This is a genomic window from Polyangium jinanense, from assembly GCF_028435265.1.
Classification (GTDB): Bacteria; Myxococcota_A; Polyangia; order Polyangiales; family Polyangiaceae; genus Polyangium; species Polyangium jinanense.
In genome coordinates this window covers 58,833-82,655 of record NZ_JAGTJK010000001.1, presented here as the reverse complement: position 1 = coordinate 82,655, position 23,823 = coordinate 58,833, and the positions used below count along the sequence as shown (strand labels likewise).

At 68.3% G+C, this 23,823-nt stretch carries 19 protein-coding genes; 10 read left to right on the top strand and 9 right to left on the bottom strand.

The window, feature by feature from the left end:
* Window positions 1-2: 2 nt before the first annotated feature.
* Together KEG38_RS00385 and KEG38_RS00380 are read left to right on the top strand one after the other, a co-directional pair.
* The gene (locus KEG38_RS00385; protein ID WP_272416947.1) at window positions 3-1,436 is read left to right on the top strand and encodes a sensor histidine kinase; all 1,434 of its coding nucleotides are present in this window, start codon (window positions 3-5) and stop codon (window positions 1,434-1,436) included.
* Entirely contained in the window at window positions 1,433-3,481 is a 2,049-nt protein-coding gene (locus KEG38_RS00380; protein ID WP_272416946.1) for an ATP-binding protein, read from the top strand. Before KEG38_RS00385 ends, KEG38_RS00380 begins: the two co-directional genes overlap by 4 nt.
* A gap of 4 nt (window positions 3,482-3,485) precedes the next feature.
* On the opposite strand, the gene KEG38_RS00375 is transcribed toward KEG38_RS00380, so the two are convergent.
* Genes KEG38_RS00375 through ftsE form a run of 3 tightly spaced genes read right to left on the bottom strand, consistent with a single transcriptional unit; the run spans window position 3,486 to window position 6,150 of the window.
* On the bottom strand, window positions 3,486-4,454 hold the full coding sequence (locus tag KEG38_RS00375) for a murein hydrolase activator EnvC family protein (RefSeq protein ID WP_272416945.1): 969 nt from the start codon (window positions 4,452-4,454) through the stop codon (window positions 3,486-3,488).
* Between the two features lies 1 nt (window position 4,455).
* On the bottom strand, window positions 4,456-5,346 hold the full coding sequence (locus KEG38_RS00370) for a cell division protein FtsX (protein WP_272416944.1): 891 nt from the start codon (window positions 5,344-5,346) through the stop codon (window positions 4,456-4,458).
* 15 nt (window positions 5,347-5,361) lie between these two features.
* Complete coding sequence (gene ftsE / locus KEG38_RS00365; RefSeq protein WP_272416943.1) at window positions 5,362-6,150, bottom strand: cell division ATP-binding protein FtsE; 789 nt, start codon at window positions 6,148-6,150, stop codon at window positions 5,362-5,364.
* 62 nt (window positions 6,151-6,212) lie between these two features.
* Here ftsE and KEG38_RS00360 point away from each other — a divergent pair, with 62 nt between their 5' ends.
* Genes KEG38_RS00360 through KEG38_RS00345 form a run of 4 tightly spaced genes read left to right on the top strand, consistent with a single transcriptional unit; the run spans window position 6,213 to window position 11,978 of the window.
* Complete coding sequence (locus KEG38_RS00360) at window positions 6,213-7,106, top strand: methionyl-tRNA formyltransferase (RefSeq protein ID WP_272416942.1); 894 nt, start codon at window positions 6,213-6,215, stop codon at window positions 7,104-7,106.
* Window positions 7,107-7,147: 41 nt separating this feature from the next.
* Window positions 7,148-8,455, top strand: a complete 1,308-nt coding sequence (locus KEG38_RS00355; protein ID WP_272416941.1) for a hypothetical protein — start codon at window positions 7,148-7,150, stop codon at window positions 8,453-8,455.
* Window positions 8,452-11,466: a BamA/TamA family outer membrane protein gene (locus KEG38_RS00350; RefSeq protein ID WP_272416940.1), complete on the top strand. Its 3,015-nt coding sequence runs from the start codon at window positions 8,452-8,454 to the stop codon at window positions 11,464-11,466. Before KEG38_RS00355 ends, KEG38_RS00350 begins: the two co-directional genes overlap by 4 nt.
* Before the next feature lie 53 nt (window positions 11,467-11,519).
* Window positions 11,520-11,978 (top strand): hypothetical protein, encoded by a 459-nt coding sequence (locus tag KEG38_RS00345; protein WP_272416939.1) that lies wholly within the window; start codon window positions 11,520-11,522, stop codon window positions 11,976-11,978.
* A gap of 53 nt (window positions 11,979-12,031) precedes the next feature.
* Here the strand turns inward: KEG38_RS00345 and KEG38_RS00340 are convergent, their stop codons facing one another.
* A complete protein-coding gene (locus KEG38_RS00340) occupies window positions 12,032-12,199 on the bottom strand; it encodes a hypothetical protein (RefSeq protein WP_272416938.1) in 168 nt (55 codons plus the stop codon).
* 149 nt (window positions 12,200-12,348) lie between these two features.
* Complete coding sequence (locus KEG38_RS00335) at window positions 12,349-12,603, bottom strand: hypothetical protein (RefSeq protein WP_136933470.1); 255 nt, start codon at window positions 12,601-12,603, stop codon at window positions 12,349-12,351.
* A 286-nt stretch (window positions 12,604-12,889) separates the two neighbouring features.
* Here KEG38_RS00335 and KEG38_RS00330 point away from each other — a divergent pair, with 286 nt between their 5' ends.
* Window positions 12,890-13,471, top strand: a complete 582-nt coding sequence (locus KEG38_RS00330) for a thymidine kinase (protein ID WP_308215611.1) — start codon at window positions 12,890-12,892, stop codon at window positions 13,469-13,471.
* Between the two features lie 42 nt (window positions 13,472-13,513).
* On the opposite strand, the gene KEG38_RS00325 is transcribed toward KEG38_RS00330, so the two are convergent.
* Both KEG38_RS00325 and KEG38_RS00320 read right to left on the bottom strand, forming a co-directional pair.
* A complete protein-coding gene (locus tag KEG38_RS00325) occupies window positions 13,514-14,794 on the bottom strand; it encodes a penicillin-binding transpeptidase domain-containing protein (RefSeq protein WP_272416937.1) in 1,281 nt (426 codons plus the stop codon).
* Window positions 14,795-14,858: 64 nt separating this feature from the next.
* Window positions 14,859-16,739 (bottom strand): porin, encoded by a 1,881-nt coding sequence (locus tag KEG38_RS00320; protein WP_272416936.1) that lies wholly within the window; start codon window positions 16,737-16,739, stop codon window positions 14,859-14,861.
* Window positions 16,740-16,852: 113 nt separating this feature from the next.
* On the opposite strand from KEG38_RS00320, the gene KEG38_RS00315 reads away from it, so the two are divergent.
* Together KEG38_RS00315 and KEG38_RS00310 are read left to right on the top strand one after the other, a co-directional pair.
* Complete coding sequence (locus KEG38_RS00315; protein ID WP_272416935.1) at window positions 16,853-17,956, top strand: PhoH family protein; 1,104 nt, start codon at window positions 16,853-16,855, stop codon at window positions 17,954-17,956.
* Window positions 17,953-19,980, top strand: a complete 2,028-nt coding sequence (locus tag KEG38_RS00310; protein ID WP_272416934.1) for an HD family phosphohydrolase — start codon at window positions 17,953-17,955, stop codon at window positions 19,978-19,980. Before KEG38_RS00315 ends, KEG38_RS00310 begins: the two co-directional genes overlap by 4 nt.
* A gap of 13 nt (window positions 19,981-19,993) precedes the next feature.
* Here KEG38_RS00310 and KEG38_RS00305 read toward each other — a convergent pair whose 3' ends face one another.
* Window positions 19,994-20,581: a hypothetical protein gene (locus tag KEG38_RS00305; protein ID WP_272416933.1), complete on the bottom strand. Its 588-nt coding sequence runs from the start codon at window positions 20,579-20,581 to the stop codon at window positions 19,994-19,996.
* Window positions 20,582-20,645: 64 nt separating this feature from the next.
* Entirely contained in the window at window positions 20,646-21,593 is a 948-nt protein-coding gene (locus KEG38_RS00300; protein WP_272416932.1) for a Bax inhibitor-1/YccA family protein, read from the bottom strand.
* Here KEG38_RS00300 and KEG38_RS00295 point away from each other — a divergent pair.
* Complete coding sequence (locus tag KEG38_RS00295) at window positions 21,592-22,962, top strand: PQQ-dependent sugar dehydrogenase (protein ID WP_272416931.1); 1,371 nt, start codon at window positions 21,592-21,594, stop codon at window positions 22,960-22,962. The two genes, KEG38_RS00300 and KEG38_RS00295, sit on opposite strands and share 2 nt — an antisense overlap.
* Window positions 22,963-23,823: the final 861 nt, after the last annotated feature.

The following is a 23,823-nucleotide window of genomic DNA, read 5'->3' as shown; positions in this document are numbered from 1 at the left end:
CCGTGCAACTCGTGCATCCGAGCGCGAACGGCAGCGCATTGGCTGAAGACGAGGCGAGGACGGCCACGCAGGAGGGCTTTCGCGAGCTCCTGGAGGCCGCGCCCGACGCCATGGTGATGGTGGATGCCGCAGGCTCGATCATGCTCGTCAACACCCAGCTCGTACGCATGTTCGGCTACGAGCGCGGCGAGCTCGTCGGTCAGTCGATCGACATCCTCGTGCCCGAGCGCCTGCGGTCCGAGCACGTCAAGCACCGCACGCAGTACGCCGAAGAGCCGCGCCCGAGACCGATGGGCGCGGGCGTCGAGCTGCACGGGCGCCGCAAGGATGGCACCGAGTTCCCCGTCGAGATCAGCCTCTCGCCGATCCGCACGCGCGACGGAATCCTCGTCACCGCGGCGATCCGCGACGTCACCGAGCGCAACCGCGTGCAGGCGAAGTTCCGGAGCTTCCTCGAAGCCGCGCCCGACGCGATCGTCATCGTCAACGCCGCGGGCAAGATCTTCCTCTGCAACTCGCAAACCGAGCGTGTCTTCGGCTTCCCGCGCGCCGAACTCCTCGGCCAGCCCATCGAGGCCCTCGTCCCCGATCGCATCCACGACCGGCACATCCAGCACCGCGCGAGCTTCTTCTCCGACCCGCGCGTACGCCCCATGGGCTCCGGCCTCGAGCTCTACGGCCGTCGCAAGGACGGCACCGAGTTCCCCGTCGAAATTAGTTTGAGCCCCATCGAAACGGAAGAGGGCCTGCTCGTCGCGGCCGCGATCCGCGACATCACCGAGCGCAAGATGGTCGAGAAGAAGCTCCGCGCCTCGCTTCAGGAGAAGGAGGTCTTGCTCAAGGAGATCCACCATCGGGTCAAGAACAACCTCCAGATCGTCTCCAGCATGCTGAACCTGCAGATGGGGCAGATCACGGACCCGCACGCGCTGCAGCTCTTCAAGGAGAGCCAGACGCGCGTCCGATCGATCGCGCTTTTTCACGAGAAGCTCTACCAGTCGAAGGACCTCGCGCGTGTCGAGATCGCCGAGTACCTGCGGAGCCTCGCGGCGGGATTGCTCTACACGTACGGCGTGAGCCCCGATCACGTCGCGCTCGCCCTCGACGCCGAGGGCGTACCGCTCGGCGTCGACGCGGCGATCACGTGCGGGCTCGTGGTGAACGAGCTCGTTTCGAACGCGATCAAGCACGCGTTCCCGGACGGTCGAAATGGAACGGTGCGGGTCGGGCTCAAACGGCGCGGGGACGAGGTGGTCCTCGAGGTCGAGGACGACGGAATCGGCTTTCCGCCCGACGTCGACTTCCGCGACGCCGGCACGCTGGGCCTCAAGCTCGTGTGCATCCTGGCGGAGCAGATCCACGGGACGATCGAGCTCCAGCGAGACTCCGGCACGAAGTTCGTGGTGCGTTTCCCCCTGAGCCCGACGCAATCATGAGCGACGCGAAGCGGAAGATCTTCATCGTCGAGGATCAGCGGATCGTCGCCGCGGACCTCGAAAACACGCTGCGATCCCTGGGATACGAAGTCTCGGGCACGGCTGCGTCCGGCGAGCGCGCGATCGAAACAGTGCTCGCGCGGAGACCCGATCTCGTCCTGATGGACATCCGCCTCGAAGGGTCGATGGACGGGGTAGAGGCCGCGGAACGGATCCGCGCGGAGCTCGACATCCCGATCGTGTACCTCACGGCGTACGCCGACGAGGAGACGATCGTCCGCGCGAAGACGACGAGTCCCTTCGGGTACCTGGTCAAACCGTTCAACGAGCGCGAGCTGCGCGGCGCGATCGAGATCGCGCTCTACAAGCACGAGACGGATCGGCTGCTCCACGCGCGGATGGTGATGCTGGCCGAAGAGGAAGCGCGGCGGCGCGCCTCCGAGGAGGCCGAGAAGCGCTTCCGGCTGCTCGTCGAGTCCGTGAAGGACTACGCGATCTTCATGCTCGACCCCGACGGGCGCGTCGCGAGCTGGAACGCCGGCGCGACGCGGATCATGGGCCACGAGCAGAGCGCGATCCTCGGCACGCACGTGTCGACGTTCTACACGGAGGGCGACGTCGAGCAGGGCAGCCCGGAGGAGGCGCTCGCCGGGGCCAAGCGCAACGGCCACTTCCTCGGCGAGGGCGTTCTCGTGCGCAAGGACGGCTCGCAGTTCCGCGCGGAGCTCCGGCTCTCGCCCGTGCACGACGAGAACGGCGAGCTGCGGGGCTTCGCCACCGTGATGCGAGACCTCACCGAGCAGAAGCGCGCCGAGGAGATCCAGGCGTTCCTCGACGAGACAACGCTCCTGCTCACGAGCTCGCTCGAAACCGAAGGCACGCTGCAGAAGGCGACCGAGCGCGCGATCCCGCTGCTCGGCGATCTCTGCTTGGTGGACCTCGCGAACGAGCAGGGAGCCCTCGTCGTCTGCGCCGCCGCGAACCAGATCGGGAACGAAGAGCTCACGAAGGAGCTCTCGCGCGCGATCGGGCGGCGCGAGGGCGCCGATTACACGTTCCGCTGCGGCGGCAAGGTCCTCCACGAGGTGATCGAGAACCTCCCCTGCATGGCGCGCGTGCTCGGGACGAGCCCCGAGCTTTTGCGCTCGCTCGGGCCGATCTCGTACATCTGCGTCCCGATCGAGCTGCGCGGACGCAGGCTCGGCGTGGTCGAGCTCGTGCGTCGCGCGGCGCGAGGCCGGTACACGCCGGCGGACCTCGCCGTGGCCCAGGAGCTCGGGCGCAGGTTCGGCATCGCGCTCGACAACGCCCGCCTCTACCGCGAGGCGCAGGAGGCGATCCGCGCGCGCGACGAGTTCTTCATGATCGCCTCGCACGAGCTTCGAACCCCGCTCACGCCGCTGCAGCTCCAGCTCGAAGGGCTCGAACGCACACTGAAGCGCGCGGGGCTCCTGAACGATCAACTCACCGGACGCGTCGAGCGCTGCTCGCGGCAGATCTTCCGGCTCACGCGGCTCGTGGAGAGCCTGCTCGACGTCACACGCATCACGGCCGGTCAGCTCGCGATCGAGCCTGAAACCGTGGACCTCTGCGCGCTCGCCCGCGACGTGACCGAGCGCTTCGCTTCGGAGTCGAACGAGACGGGCACCAAGATCGAGCTGCGTTCGTGTTCGTCGCTCGTCGGCCGCTGGGATCCGTTGCGGATCGATCAGGTTCTCTCGAACCTGCTGGAGAACGCGGTGAAGTACGGGGGCGGCCGGCCCATCGAGGTCGTGATCACGGACGACGGTGACGCGGCGCGGATCTCCGTCACGGATCACGGGATGGGGATCGCGCCCGAGGCGTGCGCGCGGATCTTCGAGCGGTTCGAGCGCGCGGTGTCGCTCAAGCACTACGGAGGGCTCGGGCTCGGCCTCTTCATCGCGAAGCAGATCGTGGAGGCGCACGGCGGGAAGATCGCGGCGAAGAGCCAGCCGGGCGAGGGCTCGACGTTCACGGTGACGCTGCCGCGCTGGGGCGTCGCGCTCGCGTCCGAGGTCGCGTGATGCGCTAGAGCCCGAGCCAGGGGCCGGGATCGAGCGGCGTCGCGCCGTGGCGGATCTCGAAGTACACGGTGTCGCCCTGCCCTGCCGTCGGCGCCGTGCCGACGCGCGCGCCCGCGGCCACGGGATCACCCGCGCGGAGCTCGGTGCCGCCGAGGCTCGCGTACACGCTGTAGTAACGATCGCCGTGATCGACGATCACCGTGAGCGCGTAACTGTCGTACCGATCCGCGAACACCACGCGACCCGCGGCGACGCTGCGAACGGCCGCGCCAGGCTGCGTGAAGAGCTCGACGCCGCTCACGCCGTGCTTCGACGAGCGCCGCACCTCGGCGCGCCCTGCGACCGGGAAGAGCAGGCGACCCTTCTGCGCCTCGAACCCGAGGCGCGCGTCCGCGTCGCGAGGCCCGCTGTCGGCGCCGTAAATCGCCACGTAATCCGGGCGTGACGACGATTCGAAGGCGCGTGCGAACGCCGCCCTGCGCTCGTCTTCGGCTTCGAGCGCGCGCTTGGCCCGCATCATGGCCTCGCGCTGCAGCTCGAGCGGCGCGCGCTCGGCGCGGAGCCGCAGGATGCGACCTTCGAGCTCGGTGCGACGTTCGAGTAGCGCCTTCTCATCGGCGATGTCGCGCTCGAGGGCGCGACGAACCCGCTCGACCCGCGCCGCGTGATCGACGAGCGCGTCGAACCCTTCCCCCACGGGCAAGAGACCCGCGTGCACGTGGCGATAGTAGGCCCGACCGCGCGCCAGCATGCGCTTGCGCAAGGTCTCGATGTGCGGATCGATCCCCGCGAGCTCGACCTCGACGGCGCGTTGCTCGTCGTCGATCCGCTTCAAGAGTCGCTCGAAATCCGCGACGGACGAGAGCGCGCTCGGCGCCTGCACGGGCAGCGACTCCACGGGCGTGCCGCCTCGCGCCGCGCCCGAGACGAGCGCGAGGAGCAACACCGGCAGGATCGACGTGCGGCGCCTCATGTCAGATCGCAGCCATCCGGCGCAGGCTCACGAGCGCCGTCGTCGCCCCGAGCGCGCCGCCGAGGAGCACGAGCCCGAGCGAGACGGTCCAGGGCAAGAACGAGGGCGAGAGCCCGAGCAGATTCGCGAGCTCGTGATCGAAGCGCCCGCGCACCAGGAAAAACAACCCGCCGAGCAGCGCGATCGCCGCCGCCGCGCCCGCCGCGCCTTGCATCGCGCCCTCGATCACGAAGGGACGCCGCACGAACTCGTTCGTCGCGCCGACGAGCTTCAAGACCTCGACCTCGGTGCGCCTTCGGCTCAGCAAGAGCCGCATGGTCGAGCTGATCACGCTGAAGACCGCGCACATCACGACCACCGCGAGCGCCGCGCTCGCCGACACACCGCCGCCGAGCAGCGACGAGAGGCGCTCGGTCCAGCGCTGATACGTCTCGACCGTCTCCACCGCCGGCAGCGCCCGCAGCTTGAGCGCGATCGACTGGAGATCGGTCTCGCCGATGTCGTCCGTGAAGCCGAGCTCGAGCGAGGCCGGAAACGCGGCCGGCGGCAGCGACGCGAGCGCCGCGTCGGACTCGTCGACCACGATCTCGCGCCGCGCCTCCACGCTCGTCACGTGCCGCACGCGCTTCACGCCGGGTGTACGTTCGAGCGCGCGGACGAGCTCGTTCACCTCGGGATCGGCCACGCCGTCGCGCAGGTACACCGTCGCGCGCCCGGCCCGCGACCAGCGATCACGCACCGCCGAGAGGTTCGTCACCACGAGCAGCGACGCCGCAAGGCACACGAACGCGACGGCGAGGGAGAAGATCGACTGCACGTGCACGCGCATGTCCCCTCGCCCGGGTCTCCAGGCCTTCATGGGCACTCGCACGCCGTACCGTTCGCTCGCCATCCGAAACTCCTCCCCCTACGCCACGAGATTCATCGGGGCGTCCGCGCCGGCGACGTCGAGCCCGTTCGGCGCGTCCGTCGCCTTGCCGGCGTCGAGCACCACGACGCGCCGCGGACGCACGTCGAGCAGCGTCCGATCGTGCGTCGCGAAGAGCACCGTGGTCCCGGTCTCGTGGATGTCCTCGAACAGGCCGAGGATATCGATCGCGAGCTGCGGATCGAGGTTGCCCGTCGGCTCGTCCGCGAGGATGAGCGCCGGCTCGCCCACGATCGCCCGCGCGATCGCGACCCTCTGCTGCTCGCCGCCCGAGAGCCGCTTGGCCTCCTCGTCGCCGCGCCCCGCGAGCCCCACGCGTTCGAGCGTCTCGCCCACGCGGCTGCGCACGAGCCGCGGCGGCAGGCCCACGACTTCGAGGGCCACGGCGACGTTGTCGAACACGGTCCAGCTCGGCACGAGCTTGAAGTCCTGGAACACGTACCCGATGTTCCGGCGCAAGGCCGGGATCGACTCCTCGCGCAGGCGCCCCACGTCGCGGCCGAGGAACAGGATCCGCCCCTCGTCGACGCGGTCGGTGCGATGCACGAGGCGCAGGAGCGTGCTCTTGCCCGAGCCCGAGGGCCCCGTGATGAAGACGAACTCTCCCCGCTCGATCGTGAGCGACATCCCCCGCAGCACGGGCTGGTCGGCCCGGTAGGCCTTGTGCACGTCCTCGAACACCAGGATCGGTCGCCTCGCTGCAGCCGGGTCGAACCGATGCCCGGGTCTGAGGGCCGGGTGAAACGAAGGGCGCAGGGATGACGCCATGGCCGCGATTGCTACCAGGGCCCTACGGAGCGGGAAAATTTTTGGGGTAAGGGAGAGAGGCCATGCCGCTCCGCATCGCGTTTTTTGGCCTGCCGCTCGCCGCGCTCCTGCTCGCGAAGGACGGGCACTCGATCGAGCTCTGCGCCGTCTGCCGCAAGGACGCGCTCGGCGTGCGTCGCGCGCGGCGCGTGTTCGGCGAGCGCGTCCTCGTCCGACCCAAGGTGACCGATCCCGCGCTCCTTGATCGGGTGAGGCGCCTCGCGCCCGATCTCGTCGTGAGCTGGTTCTGGACCACGCGCCTGCCGATGCGCGTCGTCGAGGCCGCGCGGCTCGGCGGCATCGGCGTGCACCCCTCGCTCCTGCCGCGCCATCGTGGCCCGGATCCGACGACGTGGGCGATCTTGAGCGGCGACGCGATGACCGGCGTGTCCGTGCATCGCATCGCCGAGGAGTACGACACGGGCGCGATCCTCGAACAGGAAGAGCTCGCGATCGATCCGCGCTGGACCGGCTGGGATCTCGCGCGCGCCCTCGATCGCCCCTCGCTCCGCGCCCTGCGCCGCACCTGCATGCGCTTCTCCCGCGGCGAGACGATCGCCGAGATCCCGCAAGACGAAGACCTCGTCACGTACGCGCCGGCCCTCGGCGAGGACGAGCACGCGATCCGCTGGACCTGGCCCACCGATCGCGTCCTTCGGCACATCCGCGCCCTCGCGCCTGCGCCCGGGGCCTTCACCGAGATCGCGGGCACGCTCGTCACCGTGCTCGAGGCCCGCAAAGCGCCGCGTTTTCCCGAAGCGCTGGAGCCTGGAGAGGGGTACGCCGAGGGGGGCCATGCCGTGATTCGCACGGGGGACGGCGCGGTGATCCTGGTCCGCGGTGAGATCGACGGCGCGCCTGCCCCGGCGGAAGCCCTCGCCCGCCTCTTTCTTGCGCCGGAGCCTTTGCTAGGCTGACGCCGCGCTCCGCGACAGGCGCGCTTTCTTGGAGGAGGACCGTGGAACCCGCTCAGCTCGCAAAGACCGCGCGCGCATCCCTCGCCGAAGCGCTCGGTGCCCTGCAGAGTGCCGACGACGCGCCGGACGAGCTCCTCGAAGCCGCCGAGCCCATCGCGAAGACGATGGGCATCCTGCACAAGATCGAGCGCAGTAACGGAGCTGTACTCGACGGCCGCGACGTCGCCCTCAAGAACGTGCGCAAGGTCCTCGCGGACGTGCAGGCGCTCGACGTCGATCACCCCGCGGTCGATACGGTGCTCGAAGCGGTCGCCGCGTCGCTCGCGAAGGTGAACGCGCTCGCGAAGTACAAGGGCACGGGCGCGCCCGCGCCTCAACCCGTCGCGGAACCGAAGCCCGCGCCCGCTCCCGCGCCCGAGCCGGTCGCTGAAGCGAAGGCTGCACCCGTTCCCGCACCCGAACCGTTCGCTCAAGCGAAGGCTGCACCCCTTCCCGCGCCCGAACCGTTCGCTCAAGCGAAGGCTGCACCCCTTCCCGCACCCGAACCGTTCGCTCAAGCGAAGGCTGCACCCGTTCCCGCGCCCGAACCGTTGGCGCAAGCGAAGCCTGCACCCCTTCCCGCGCTTCAACCGGTTGTGTCGGAGGCGAGACTTGCACCCGTTCCCGCGCCCGAACCGTTGGCGCAAGCGAAGCCTGCACCCGCTCCCGCGCCCGAGCCCGTCGAGATCATCAAGCCCGCGCCGGTCCTCCAGATCGCCCCCGAGCCTGCGCCCGCGCCGATCTTCGCGCCGCAGCCCGTCGTCGAGGTGAAGGCCACGCCCGCGCCGCAGCCCGTCGCGCCTGCGCCGCAGCCCGCGCCCGCGCCCACGCCGGCCCCCGCGCCCGCGAAGGCCAAGGAGCCCGCGCCCACGCCCGCGCCTGCCAAGGCCGAGCCGCGCAGGGATCCGCAGCCCACGCCCGCGCCCGCGAAGGCCACGCCTGCGCCCGCGCCCGCGCGAAGCAAAGAGCACGCGCCTCCGCCCGGCACACGCGCCGTCGACGTCGAGCTCGGCACGCACAGCTCCTCGAACTTCTACAAGGGCCTCTCCGGCAACGACGTCATCGAGCACGGCGGCATCTTCGTCTCGACCTACCGCATCCCGAAGCTCGGCGCCGAGGTGCAGCTCCGCGTTCTTCTCCCCGGCGACTACGAGTTCTACGCGAAGGGCGTCGTGCAATGGACGCGCGAAGCGAGCGGCTCCTCCGAGCCCGGCTTCGGCGCGCGACTCACCCAGATCGGCAACGAGGGCAGGCAGCTCGTCTACCGCTACGCGCGGAACCGCGAGCCGATGTTCTACGACGACCTGTGAAGCCTTTTTCGAAACGCCGCGCGGCCCTCGTAGGCGCCGCGCTCTTGCTGGCCCTCGCCGTGCCCCGCACCGCCGAGGCCGTCGGAGACCCGGATCTCGATTGGCAAACGATCGAGACGGCGCACTTCCGCGTCCACTACCCGACCACGCTCACGCCGCTCGCCGAGCGCGTGGCGCGCGTCTCGGAAGCCATCCACGCGCGCCTCACCGTCGCGCTAGGAAACCGCCCGCGCAGCATCACCGAGATCGTGCTGACGGACGACGTCGACTCGGCGAACGGCTCGGCCACGGCGCTGCCCTTCAACACGGTCCGCCTCTACGCGACCGCGCCCGAGGACCTCTCGCCGCTCGGCGACTACGACGACTGGCTGCTCGACCTCATCACGCACGAGCACACGCACATCCTGCACCTCGACAACATCTCGGGGCTGCCCGCGATCGCCAACGCGATCCTCGGCAAGTCGTACGCACCGAACCAGGTGCAGCCGCGATGGATCATCGAGGGCCTCGCCACGGTGTACGAATCGCGCGAGTCGAGCGCGGGCCGCCTGCGCTCCGCGCTCTTCGACATGTTCCTGCGCGCCGACGTGCTCGACGACAACATCGCGCGGCTCGATCAGATGTCGTCGACCTCGATGCGCTGGCCGCAGGGGAACATCTGGTACCTCTACGGCTCGCGTTTCCTCGGCTGGGTCACCGACGTCTACGGCGGCCACACGATGACGGCCGTCGCCGCGGACTACGGCCAGAACGTCATCCCCTGGGGCATCAACCGCTCGATCCGCCGCGCCACCGGCCGGACGTACGAGGAGCTCTTCGAGGGCTTCAAGGATCACCTCCGCCTCAAGTACGCCGCGCAGGTACGCGCCGTCGAAGCGCGGGGCCTGCGCGAAGGCGTGCGCCTCACCCGCCACGGCCGCAACGTCCTCTACCCGAGGTTCGTCCCGCGAAACGCTCGCGCCACGGACGCCGACGAGCTCGTCTACTACCGCGACGACTACAACGCCCGCGAGGGCATCTACCGCGGGCGCTTCAACGCCCGCCATGACGCGTTCGAGGAGGACACGAAGCTCGTCGCCCGCACCCGCGGCGCCTCGGCCTCGGCGTTCTCGCCGGCCGGCGATCACTTCCACCAGAGCAACGGCCCCTTCAAGATCGTCTACCGCCGCGACGACCTCTACCGCGTCGAGAACGGCAAGACGGCGCCACGTGGCGACGAAGCCGCGCGCCATCGCCTCACCACCGGCCTACGCGCCGGCGCGCCCGACATCAGTCCTGACGGCCGTCGCATCACGTTCACCGTCAACACGAAGGGCACGACGTTCCTCGAGATCGCCGACCTCGACCCCGAGGGCCACATCCAGAACCGGCGCGACCTCGTCCCGAGCGCGCGCTTCGAGCAGGCCTACACGCCGCGCTTCTCGCCCGACGGCCGCTCCATCGCCTACAGCGCGTGGACCACGGGCGGCTACCGCGACGTCCGCATCGTCGACGTCGCCACCGGCTCGTTCCAGAACATCACGCGCGACCGCGCCCTCGACGCGAACCCCACCTGGTCGAGCGACGGAAAGACCCTCTACTTCTCCTCGGATCGCAGCGGCATCCCGAACATCTACGCCTACGACGTCGGAAGCCGCGCGCTCAAGCAAGTCACGAACGTCCGCACAGGCGCGCTCCAGCCCGCGGTAAGCCCCGACGACAAGACACTCGTCTACGTCGGCTACACCTCGAAGGGCTACGACCTCTACGCGATGCCGCTCGACCCGGCGCGTTTCCTCGACGCGCCACAGGCGCCCACGGATCGCCCCGATCCTCCACCCGAGCCCGAGCGCGTCCTCATGCAGAAGACCCCGTACCGGGCGCTCTCCACGCTCGCGCCGCGCAACTACGGCGTCTCCTTCGGCCCCGGCAACTACAGCCAGAACGCGCTCACGCTGAACACGTTCGGCGCCGACGTCGCGGGCTTTCACGAGTTCCAGGCGGAGCTCATCGCCGACTTCGCCGCGCCCGCGCCGCGCGTGAACCTCGACTACGCCTACCGCCGTCTCCCCGTCGATCTCAATCTCCGCTTCTTCTACGCCGTCTCCCCGCGCTACCAGGGCTACCGCATCAACGGCCGCGACGTCCCCTACGACGAGCGCGGCATCGGCCTCTCGTCGAGCATCGTCTACCGCATGCCGGGCGAGTTCACCGATCAGAGCTTGAGCCTCGCCTACTCGGTCACCGGCTTCCGCGCCGAGCTCCCCGGACAAACCCAGCCCGATCCTTACGCCACGCGCACGCGCCTGCCCATCAGCGGCACGATCGGCACCGTCCGCGCGTCCTACTCCTTCTCCAACGTCGAAGGCTCGCTCGACGCGGCCGGCGCGATCCGCGGCTACTCGATGCGCTTCGCCGTCGAATACGCGGGCCCGCCGACCGGCAGCGACTTCACCCTCCAGACGGCCGAGACCTCCATGGCCGGCTACATCCCCATGCCCTGGCGCGGCCTGCACACGCTCGCCTTGCGCGTCGCGGGCGGCATCGCCGCGGGCACCTACCCGCGCGACGGCTTCTTCTTCGTCGGCGGCTACGACCTCGACAACGTCAGCATCGTCGACACGGTCACGACGGGCATCTACGACGGCTCCTTCGTCCTGCGCGGCTACGCGCCCGGCAGCGCGGCGGGCCGCGCGTACCTCCTCACGAACGCCGAGTACCGCTTCCCGATCATCAAGCCCGACTGGGGTTTGTCCACGCTCCCCTTCTTCGTCCGCCGCCTCGACGGCAACCTCTTCGTCGACTACGGCGGCGCGTTCGACAAGCTCACGCGGGACGACGTCTCGTTCCTCTCGAACGGCGCGCTCATCGACGCGCCCAAGCTCCACACGTCGATCGGCGCCGAGCTCTGGCTTGGCCTCTCGCTCGGCTACTACCTCAACACGCAGCTTCGCGTGGGTTATGCCTACGGCTTCAGCGCGAAGGCGATCCCCGGCGGCCAGGCGTACTTCCTCGCCTCGAGCGCGTTCTGACGAGAAAGGCCAAGAACTTGCCCCGATCTTCGTGCAAGGCGTCTCTTCGGCACGTGCGCCGATCTCTCGCCCTCCTCCTCGCGCTCGCTTTTGCGGGCTGCGTCATGCCGCAGACGCCGACGGACAAGCTCATGGACGCCGCGTACGACCACAACACGGCGCTGCGCTTCGGCCGCATGGACATCGCGCGCGAACACGTCGCGCTCTCGGCGCGTGACGCGTGGGCGAAGCGTCACGCCTCCTGGGGCGACCGCGTGCGCGTCGTCGATCTCGAGCTTGCGGACGTGCGCATGAAAAACCGCGACGAAGCCGAGGTGCGCGTGCGTGTCGAGTGGCAACGCATCGACGAGGCCGAGCTCCGCACGACCGAGCTCGTCCAACGCTGGCGCAACGCGAGCGGCTGGCATGTCGACACGGAGGAGTGCGCCGCGGGCGACACGGCGCTCCTCGATCGTCCCGCGGACACGGCCACGCCCAAGGGCGAAACCGGCAGCGCTAGGGACGGTTTGTAAAGCTCATCCACCCCTCTCCCGAAAGGGAGAGGGGATGGGGGTGAGGGAGTCGTTCAGCTAGCAGCCGCCGGCGCCGCAGCCGCGGACTTCTTCGACTTCTTCGGCGCTGCGGTCTCCTGCGTGGTCTGCTCGACCTTCGGTGCCTTGGCGCGCGCCTTCTTCTTCACCTGTGCCTTGCGGCGCCTCATCTTGATCGAGTTGCGGCGATCACGGTAACCCATCGCGTGTGACTCCTCGGGGGATGCTTCGTCGGGCCCTCTCACAGCATGTGCTGCGTGAGCCTCGTCGTTCGGTTCGAAAAACGGGCGGCAAATCTGCCCAAGACTGGGCCCGCCCGCAAGGATTTGGGGAAGGGATCGAGGTGGGCTCGTCAGCTCCCGCCGACCGCTCCGTCGAGGGCGACCTCACGGCCGCGGACCTCGAGGCGATACCGGGAGTTCACGGTCTCGATGTAGAACACTTCCCGCCCCGCGAGCCGGAGGACCCGCTTGACCGGCGTCGTCACGTATTCGTGCATCCCGTCGGAAAACTCGATCACGACGACGGAGCCTTTCCGCGGAGCACGTACCAGTCGACCGACGACGGCGCGGGAGCCACGGCCGAGCTTGCGGAGCACAACTTGCACAGCAGTCATCCTAGCATGCACTCGCGAGACGGGCACAAGCTGCACAAGGGCGGGGCCTGATTTCCACGCGTCCGTCCAGCGCGCGCGATGAAAGATCCGGAATCGACGCAACGCATGCGCCTCGTTCGGAGGGTTTTCATCGAGCGACCGGGCTCCTACAAACCTCCGAAATTCCCCGGGATCCGAGCCCTTCTGATCTCGCCTGCGTAACGGGCCGGGGGCGGCGCGACTCGATGCCTGCCGTTTCCCCTTGCCTCTTTCCGCCGTCCGGGGTCTGTCTCCGCCCGTGCGCGGGGTACCTGCTCGTCCGACAGGGTCCGTCGAGGTCATCACGGGCTCGATGTTCAGTGGAAAAACCGAGGAGCTCATCCGGCGCATCAAGCGCGCGATCCTCGCTCGCCAGCGTGTCCAGGCGTTCAAGCCTCGCATCGACGATCGATACGACGCGCATCGCATCGTCAGCCACGAGGCCGTGAGCGTCGAGGCCGTGGCCGTCGGCACGAGCGCGAGCATCGAGGAGCGCGTGCTCGACGAGACCGACGTCGTCGCTATCGACGAGGCACAGTTCTTCGATCGAGGCATCATCGAGGTCTGCGACAAACTCGCCAATCGCGGCCTGCGCGTCATCGCGGCCGGCCTCGACCAGGACTACCTCGGCCGCCCCTTCCCGCCGATGCCCGAACTCATGGCCATCGCCGAGGAGGTCACGAAGGTGCACGCCGTCTGCGCCGTCTGCGGCGGCCCTGCGAGCCGCTCGCAGCGCCTCATCCCCAAGGCCACGACGGTGCTCGTCGGCGGCGCCGAGAGCTACGAGGCGCGCTGCCGCGGCTGCTTCGAGCCGCGCGACGTCCCCCGCACCGAATTCTGATCTTCTCCCCTCTCCCGCGAGGGAGAGGGGCTGGGGGTGAGGCTAATCCCGCCGCGCCACCGACCCCGAATCGAACGGGCTCCGCACGCCCGGCGCGTTCTTGTCCGCGAAGTACACGCGCAGCATGTCGGAGGCCACGTGCGTCGCTTTCACGCGCCACTTCGCGCCGTTCGCCACGAGCACCGACAGCGCGACCTCGGGTTTGTCGCTGGGCGCGAAGCCCACCCACCACGTGTAGAACGGGCCCTCGGGCGTCGGCTTCGTCAGCGTGCCCGTCTTCCCCGCGATGCGGATGTCCGGCAGATAGGACCGACCCGCGCGATCGTGGAACGACTTGTAACTCGTCCCCGAGTCCACCGTCTCTTCCATCATCGACGTGATTGCTCGAGCCGTCTGCTCGCTCATCACGCGCTTCAGCGGCATGCGGGCGGTCGGACCCTTGTAGATCTCGCCTTCCTCGTCCTTCACGCTCGTCACGATCGACAGGCGCACCATCTCGCCGCCGTTCGCGATCGTCGTCGCCAGGTTCACGCCCTGGAACGGCGAGAGCGTCGTGTTCCAGAAGCCTGCGGCCGTGCGGGCGAAGCCGAGGTCGTCCTCGGGCAGCGTGATCGTGCTTTGCGCGAGCTTCACGTCGAACGGGATGTCCTGCCCCCAGCCGAGCTTCTGCGCCGTCCCTTCGAGCTCGCCGCGATCGAGGTGTTTGGCCGCGAGCCGCGCGAACACCGTGTTCAAGCTGCGGCCCATCGCCTGCGCGAGCGTGGCGCACCACTTGTCGCGCTTCTTGTTCTCGACCATGTCTTTCGCGGTGATCGCGTGCTCGCCGCCCGAGTAACACTGCTTCGTGTTGGGCCCGAGCCCGGCGTGCTCCACGAGCGCCGTCGCCGTCACGATCTTGAACACGCTCGCCGAAGGCGCCGTCGCCTCCGCCGCGACGTCGTGCATCGCGCCTTGATCCACGTAGCTCGCCCACGCGAGCACCCGACCCGTCTTGATGTCGGTCATCACGACGGCGCCCTCGGGCACGTGCCCGCCGCGCAAAAGCGCCACGGCCGCACGCTGGTACTTCGGCACCACCGAAAGCTCGGCCTTGCGATTGCCGTGGGCCGGCGCGATCGCGACGTTTCCGCGATCGTCGATCCGGGTCAGGTCGATGTCGGTCAGTGGGGGTGGCGTCACCTCCCGCGTGACGACGGGCCCTCCGTTCGTTTCGATTTTGCTTTTCGCGAGGAGACCGGCGAGCTCCACGTCGTGCTTGCGCAACATGGGGAGCGTGACGGCCACGAGCCCCACGGCGGCACCGATGGCGATCCACTGACGCATTGGCTCCTCGGGCCTTAACGCGCGGCGTGTGGCTGGGCCAAAAATGTTGTGTGACGTCGCCGGCTCAGAAGTTCACGGCCGCGCGCGCGCCGAGCTCGTGCATCCACGTCGCGGATCGCGCGGGATTCTTCGCATCCTCGAGTAAATTTCCCGGCACGAGCGCGAGGTTCTCCCCCGTCCCGCTCCCCGGCGTGTGGTAGGCGAGCCAGTTCACCGTTACCCGGACGAACCGCGTGTGCCAGTACGTCGCGCCGAGCCCGACCTGGAAGACCGAGATCTTCGACGTCCGCCCCGGCGCGCCCGGCGTCGCCGTATCGTAGTCGCCTCCACGTGCGGCGCCGTCGTATGCCGCTTGCACGCCCGCCGCGATCGCCATCACCTCGAGCCCGCGCCGGTCGTCGTTTCGCTTTTGGGTCTCCGGTGCCGACAGATCGAGCCTGGGTGGCCGGGAAAAACCCGGTTCGCCGTTCACGTACGCATCCCCGACGGGCCACGCCGAGGCATGCACGTACCAGCCCACGCCCTCGACATTCCCGAGCCGCTCGGTGTGTTCGAACGCGAGACCATCGATCGCCTCGCGGGTCCCGTTGTCGACCCAGTACGCTTCGGCGCGGAGCTCGAACGGACCGATCGGCGCGCGCAGCTCGCCGCCGATGCGGTTTTGCGCGCCAGACGGCAAGACGCGCACGAGCCTGCCACGTGTATCGCGGTACCGCGGATCCCACAATGCGAACCCCTGCGCTGTCGTGATCGCGGGATAGTCGTACGCGACGAACGCCGGATCACGCGCGCCGCGCTGCATGCTCACGCCGATCTGCAAGCGTTGCAGGAGTTGTCCGGCCAGGCTGCTCGACCTCTCCGCGAACTCCTCCTTCGTCGCCGGCGTGCCCCGCGAGAACGGGCGCACAACGAAGCGGCCGATGAAATCGGGGTAACGGTCGACCTGCGGTCGATTCGGTCCGTCGCCGACGAAGACGCCGAGCTCGTAGCTCAGGGTTTGCGCTTCGTTGAGATCGCCCCAGATCGTCATGCCGATTTCCTTGCCGTTCGGCTGGACGAACGCTCGAATCGGCAGCACGCGCTCCATCCACGGGTGCTGATCGTTGCCCGTGCGGTTCTCCAGGGAAAACGGCGCCTGGTGTTGCCCGAGCATCACGTGAAACTGACGCAGGAGCGTGTAGTCGATGTACGCGTTCGCGAGCTGTGCCGTCGCTCCTACGGACTGCGGCGGCGCGAAGCGTGTCCACGCTTGGAGTGGCGCTTGTCCGGGCGGCAACGTCGCCGGCTGCGCCTCGCCCATCGGGTTCGTTATGGGCTGTCCGCCGAAATCCACGGAGGCCAGGGCAAACCATCGACGGAAGAGATCGGCCGCGAGCTCGATACGCGCGCGGCGAGCGAAAAAACGCGGCGCGAGCAACGTGCCGCCGTCCTTTGCTGGAAGCGCGCTCGCGCCGCCGCCGAGGAAGGAATGGAAATCGAGGTGCAGACGGCCCCGGACATACATACGGATGTCGTCCGATGGATCACGTAGAAAAATTCCGCCTTGAAAACCGGCCAGCGCCATCCGCGGCTCCGTGCGCGAAGGCACGTCGACCTCGATCGGAAACGGCTGCACGGGCGCGGGCGGCGGCGTGACCACGGGCGGCGTTTTGCCGGCGGGCGGCGGCGGCGGCGGGCCGGCAGGCGTGGGCGGCGGAATCACCACGTTCCGCAGCTCGAAGGGCCGCGGCACGGTCCCCATGGGCTTCGGCGCAGGCGGTTTCGCCTGGGTTTTTCCTTCCCCCGTGGCCGCGGGTTTGGGACCAGGCGGCTGCGGCGGCACTTGCGCGAGCGCCGCCGGGACAGAAAAAACACACGCGAGCGCGCCGGAGAGCACCGCCTTGGCTATGCTCCCGCGGAGGCCTCCTTCGAGGCGCTTCGTGTCCCCGCTTTTCGTATGCAGCATTCGCGAATGTTTCCGGCTTCGCGCCCGACGGGCGGGCACGACGCTCGCATGCGACGCGCAGAGGGTCAAGCCACGCGCGGCCAGGGCGACACGAGCAAGCGACAGAACGAACCATGACCAGCAGCACGCCCATTCGGATCACGGCAGACGTCGAGGTGCTCGACAACACGACGCTCGTCTCGCTCGCCGGTCCGGCGAGTGAACACCTGAAGTCCGTGGCGAGGACACTCGGCATCGACGCGAGCCTGCGGGGCAACATCATTCGCCTCGCCGGCGACGCCGACTCGGTCGCGCTCGCCGAGCGATTCCTCGCCGAGGCGGCCCAGCTCCTGCGCAGCGGCGCCGTGCTCGACGCGCAGGATTACGTGCGCGCCGTGCAAGCCCTCCGCGAGGACCCCGCGCTCACGCTGCGCGAGCTCTTCGAAGACGTCGTGCTCGTGACCGCGCGGCGCAGACCCGTCACCGCCAAGACGATCGCGCAAAAGCGATACATCCAGGCAATCCGTACGCACGACATGACGTTCGGCATCGGGCCGGCGGGCACGGGCAAGACGTACCTCGCCATGGCCATGGCCGTGCACGCGCTCCTCGAGCGTCGCGTGAAACGCATCATCCTCACGCGCCCGGCGGTCGAAGCGGGCGAGCGGCTCGGCTTTCTGCCGGGCGACCTCGCCGAGAAAGTGAATCCGTACCTCCGTCCGCTCTATGATGCTTTGCACGACATGATGGATGCCGACAAAGCCTCGGGGCTCGTCTCGCGCGGACAGATCGAGGTCGCGCCGCTCGCGTTCATGCGTGGCCGCACGCTGAACGATTCCTTCGTCATCCTCGACGAAGCGCAGAACGCGACGAGTGATCAGATGCGCATGTTCCTGACCCGCCTCGGCTACTCGTCGCGCGCGGTCGTCACGGGCGACGTCACGCAGGTCGATCTGCCGCACGGCGCGCGAAGCGGCCTCGCAGAAGCGCGCGAGCTACTCGCGGGGATCGATGGCATCGCGATTTGTCACTTCACCGAGGTCGATGTCGTCCGCCATCCGCTCGTACAACGCATCATCGTCGCGTACGAGAAGCGTGATCAGGAAGTGGCTGCGAGGCGCGCGGAAAAGGAGCGTGACCGCGATCGAGATCGCCGCGACGGACCCGCCGCGGCGCAATCGACCCCGACGAACCTCGAGCCCGCGGACGAGCCGCGCGAAAAAGGGACCGCCTCGTGAGCTTTTTCATCGACGGGGCAAGTGACGTCGCCCGAAGCTCGGCGCGATACGGCAGAGACGCGCTCACGACGATGAACATCATCGAGACGCGCCTCACGTCGGATGCGCGTCTCTCCGATCGCACCGTCGTTCGGCCGCATCCTATGCTCGTCACGGTGCGGAGCGACCGGCTCTTCGCGGTGCTCGCGCCGGGCTCGCTCTGGGACCGCGGCCGCGAAGTGCTCCGCCCCTTCGCGCACAAACTCGCTTCGGGCGAGGCCATGCTCGTCCTCATCGGCAGCCCTGCCATCGGCGACGTCACGGGCGCCTTGAACCGTGGCCTCGGCGCGCTCGTGAGCCCCGATCCGAGCTCCGACGAGCTCTACGTCGCCATCCACAACGTTTGCGAGCTGCTCGAGTCGAAGGCCCGCGCCGAGGCGCGCGGCAAATGGCTGAACCGCTATCGTTACGAGCTCGGCGAGCTCATCGAGATTGCCAAGGCCATCACCACCGAGCGCGAGCTCGACAAGCTGCTCTCGCTCATCCTGGAGAAGAGCCGCTTCATCACGGGCGCGGACGCCGGCAGCATCTACGTCGTCGAAGGCGACGACCCCGATCCGCTCCGCCGCACCCTGCGCTTCAAGCTCTCGCAAAACGACTCCGTGCCCTTCGACGCGCGCGAGTTCACCCTGCCCGTGAGCCCCCGATCGATGTCGGGTTACGTCGCGCTCCACAAACGACCCCTCAACATCGCCGACGTCTACGACCTGCCCGCGGTATCGCCGTACGGCTTCGATCGATCGTTCGACGCGAAGATCGGCTATCGCACGAAGTCGATGTTGTGCATGCCGCTGCTCTCGCGCAAAGGCGAGGTCATCGGCGTCATCCAGCTCATCAACAAGAAACGCGCCGCCGACCGAAAGCTCCTCTCGGACGAGGACGTCGAAGACCAGGTTGTTCCGTTCGACGCGCGCAGCGAAGAGCTCGTCGGCACGCTCGGATCACAGGCCGGCATCGCGCTGGAGAACGCGGTTCTTTATACCGAGATCCATCACATGCTCGAAGGGTTCGTCCGCGCCAGCGTCGAGGCCATCGAGCAGCGCGATCCCACGACGAGTGGTCACTCGCGCCGGGTCGCGCTCCTCACGGTGGGCCTCGCGCGCGCACTCGAGCGCGACACGGCCGGCCCCTATCGCGGCGTCACATGGACGAAGGACGATCTTCGCGAGCTCGAGTACGCGTCGCTGCTTCACGATTTCGGCAAGATCGGCGTACGCGAGCAGGTCCTCGTGAAGGCAAAGAAGCTCTATCCACACGAGCTCGCCATCATCCGTCATCGTATCGAGATCGCATCGCGCTCGTACGAGGTGGAGATCCTCGAACGCAAGCTCCGGCTCGTGCAACGCGGCGCGCGCGCCGACGAACTCGTCGCGCTCGATCAGGAGTTATCGTCGCGCAAGGCCGAGCTCGAAGCCGCGTATGCCGCGATCGTCGCGGCGAACGAGCCCTCGGTCCTCAAAGGCGGTGATTTCGCGCGCATCGAGGCCATCGCGCGCGAGACGTTCACCGACTTCTCGGGTGACGTCGTGCCGCTCCTTCGCTCCGAAGAAGTCGCGTGTTTGTCGGTGGCGCGTGGATCGCTCACGCCCGCGGAGATCGAAGAAATCCGCAACCACGTGGTCCACACCTACCAGTTCCTTTCGCAGATCCCCTGGGGCAAACAGTTCCGACGCGTCGCCGTCATCGCGGGCTCGCATCACGAACGCTTGAACGGCACGGGTTATCCGCATCGGCTGCGCGCCGAGGAAATCCCGCTGCAATCCAAGATGATGAGCGTCAGCGACATCTTCGACGCGCTCACCGCGAGCGACAGGCCCTACAAAAAAGCCGTACCCGTCGACCGCGCGCTCGACATCCTCGGCCTCGAAGTCAAAGACCAGCACGTCGACGCCGACCTCGTGCGCGTCTTCATCGAAGCGAGGGTGTGGACCGTGCTCGAACAGCCCGGCGCGCCGCACTCGGCCCTCGCGGCGTCTTCGCGATGACGCAATTGCGCGGTTAGTCCTTCTTCTTCAGCTCGATTTCGGCCTCGCGCACGATCGACGCGTCCCCGCTCGCCACACGGATGCGTCCGACGATCTTGTCGTCTTTGCGCTTGCCCTGGACGATGCCGAACATCGCTTCTTTGGAAAGCGCATCTTCCGGAAAAAACGTCGCGCGCACCTCGTCACCCTCGACTTTGCCGCTGAGCGCCGCGGCGCCGAGCGCGCCCGAGGTTTTTCCTTTCAGCTCGCCGTCCGGGCCGATGGTGAGCGTGAGCGTCCCCGAACCCACCGCCACCTTGCCGTCGTCCTTCGTGCGGACTTTGTCCTTCACTTTGGGCGGCATCTCGACCTCGCCCTTCTTTGCGTCGTACTTGCCTTCCCACGTCCCCACGAGCCCCGGCGGCTCGGCGGGCAGAGCCGCGGAAGCGCTCGGGCTCGGCGCGGCGCTCGGCGCGACCTCGGCGGTTTTTCCGGACGGAACGGTTGTCGCGGGGGCGATGGAGGGAGCGGGCGGCGCGCCTCCCTCGCTGCCGCTCTTTTCACAAGCGACGAGGGAAAGGCAGGCGATCAAGGAGAGGGCCGTGGAAACGCAGTGTCGCATCGGGGATTCGGCGCCCGCGAAGGGGCGCGGGCGCCGAGGTGCTTCGCGCGTCTCCTGCCGCGCGTCAATCTTCGCGGCGCGACGAGAGGATGCGCAAGAGCGCGAGGAAGATGTTCAGGAAGTTCATATAGAGCTGGATCGCGGCGCCCACCGCGTCGTCTTCTCCAGCCTGGAGCAGGCGCGACGTATCGTAGAGGACGTATGCGCCGAAGAGCAGGACGGACACGCTCGCGATGGCAAGGCCGAAAACCGCGCTGCCCAGAAAGATGTTCAGCAGGCCAGCGCCGATGACCACGAAGAGGCCCATCGTGAGCGCGCCGCCGAGGAACGAAAAATCTTTCTTCGTGGTGAGCGCGTACGCTGTGAGCCCGCCGAAACCACCGACGGAGAGCAAGAACGCGTCGCGAATGGGCGACGACGAGAGCGTCTTGCCGATCCCCGCGGCGAGCGTCGCGTAGAACAACGACGGCGCGATCACCACGCCGATCACGGTCGCCATACCAAAAAGCGCGACGACGTTGAGGCCCTTCACGTGACGCACCATCGAAGCGCCGAACACGGCGCCGAGCATCACGAGCATGCCGATGATGTAGTGCTGTCCGAAGAACGCCACGAGCGGCGGAACGGCCACGCGTGAACCGCCGACGCTGACGAACGCTTGCGACGCGGAAAGACCGCCGCGGAGGGCCACAAGCGCGCCGACGGCGGAAAACGCGATGCTCGCCGTGAAGAGGCCGTAGACGCGTTTCAGGAAAGCCACGCGGTTCTCGCCGCGGGTGAGGCTCTGCGCGCCCCACGTTTGCCCCCTGTAGTCCCACGAGTTCATGCTGTTCACTCCCTGGATGATGTGCGGGTGAAGGACCAGTCGAGGCGAAAGGTAGTCATCCACCACGACGTCGCAATGTTTCGCCCCGATGGTCGCTCCGCGAGGCCGATCACGCACGGGCCGTCCGCCGGCCATTTCCAGCGAGGGGATCGACGTCGTGGGTGGATCCGCGTACGTTGCGGACATGGATTTCTTGAAGTCGAACGGGACCAGGTTGGCATTTCTCTTCTTCGTCGGCACGGCCACCAGCGCGCTGTCGACCGTCGGCTGCGGCGACGATGGAAAGGGCGGTAGCGGCGGCACCGGCGGCACCGGTGGTGACGGGGGCGTGGGCGGCACCGGCGGAATGGGCGGCGCAGGCGGCGCAGGCGGCGCAGGTGGCGCGGGCGGCGCGGGCGGCGCGGGTGGCAGTGGCGGCGGCATGCAGGTATGCGCGCCCGGCACGGCCGAAGCCTTGCCCAAGCTCGTGCTGACCGAGCTCGTGACGGGCCTCGACCGGCCCACCTACGTGACGGGCGCGCCGGGCGATACGAACCGCCTCTTCTTGCTGGAGAAGCCGGGCCGCATCCGCATCGTGAACGGCGGCAATCTCGTGCCGGAGCCCTTCCTCGACATCAGCGCGATCGTCGAGGGGGCGGCCAATGAGCGCGGCTTGCTCGGCCTCGCGTTCCACCCGAACTACGCCGAAAATGGCCGATTCTTCGTCTACTACACGCAGAAGGCGAACCCGAACGGCGCGATCGCCATCGCCGAGTACGCTCGCGGCGCCTCGCCCGACACGGCGGTCCAGGGTTCGGGCAAGGTCATTCTCACCATCCCGCATCCGGGCTACAGCAACCACAACGGCGGCATGCTCGCGTTCGGGCCCGACGGTTACCTCTACGTGGGCACGGGCGACGGCGGCGGCGGCGGCGATCCGGACCAGAACGGGCAGGACATCAACGCCAAGCTCGGCAAGGTCCTCCGCATCGACGTCGATAAGTACCCGACGCCTCCGCCGGGAAACCTCCAGAACGGCGACAAGGACATCTGGGACTGGGGCCTGCGCAACCCCTGGCGCTTCAGCTTCGATCGATGCACCGGCGATCTCTACATCGCCGACGTCGGCCAGAACGTGGTCGAAGAAATCAACGTCGAGCCGCCCGGGGAAGGCAACAAAAACTATGGCTGGAACACCATGGAAGGAACGCTCTGCTACGACCCGGCAAGCGGCTGCGACATGGCGGGCCTCACCTTGCCGGTCACGGAGTATGTGCATGCAAGCGGCTTCAACGACTGCTCGGTGACGGGCGGATACGTCTACCGCGGGTCGAAGATCCCGGGGCTCGTCGGGACGTACCTCTACGCCGACTATTGCTCGAAGCGCTTCTACACGCTCGCGTGGTCGAAGGGCAACGTCATCGCCGAGGGGGAGATCACGGCCGATCTCGAAAGCACATCGCTGAGCGCGGGCATCACTTCGTTCGGCGAGGACACCGCGGGCGAGCTCTACGTCATCGTGGACAACAGCCAGGGCGGGACACCCGGCAAGCTGTACCGCATCGACCCGGAGTGACATCGACGCGCCCTCCCTCGGAGGGCGCTCCCGCGTCGAAACGCGCGCCTCTTCATCTCTCTACATCTCGTCTTCATCTCCTCTTCATCTCGATCGCCGCATCATCCGCGACTTCGGCGGAGGCGGGCTCCTCGAAAAGAGGACAACGCGCGCCCGCGCGCCGGGCTTGCTTCGTGAGGGCCGTCGCTGCACGGCCGGAAGGCTGCCGCGGCGCGCCTCCTCTCCTTATTATATGAGTGCGAGAACGAGCCGCGCCGGAGCGCCGAAGTCCCGGGCGCCTGCTCCTCGTCGGTTTCGTGGCGCATCGTCCCCGAGGCTTTGCGGCGCACAACGCGGTGTGATGGGGCCCTTCGGCGACGCTATCGCCGCGCGGGCCTCGGCGGGCGCGCGCGCGAGCCGGACACAAATCGTCGCGGACGCGTCGCGCGGCATGCCTCATCGAACCGGCAAGCGACTCGAGCTCGTCCCAGTGGCTATCCCGGTGTCACCGCCGGGCGTGGCCTGCGCAGAGAAGGAGCAGCAATGAAGCGACGTCGGGTCGGTCTTTAGGGAGAGACCCGCCCCCAATCCGGAAGGACATGGCAGCGTGCACGGCAAAGCCCGGGTCGCAAAGCCTGGATCGACTGGCAGCCCGCGCGCGCCAAACGAGAGCGCTGGCTGGACAATGCAAGCTTCTCGCGGCCTCGTGAGGGATTTCGAGCGGTCGGTCGGTCCGGTAAACGTCCGGCGCTACCGGGCGGCGGTGGAGGCAAAACCTGGGAGGCGCGCGCGAGCCGAACCAAAAAATGAACGAAAGGACCGTCCTGCCACTTTATTCGCTTGACCCGCCCGCCTCCAAAGGCATAGTCGTAACCATCCGCC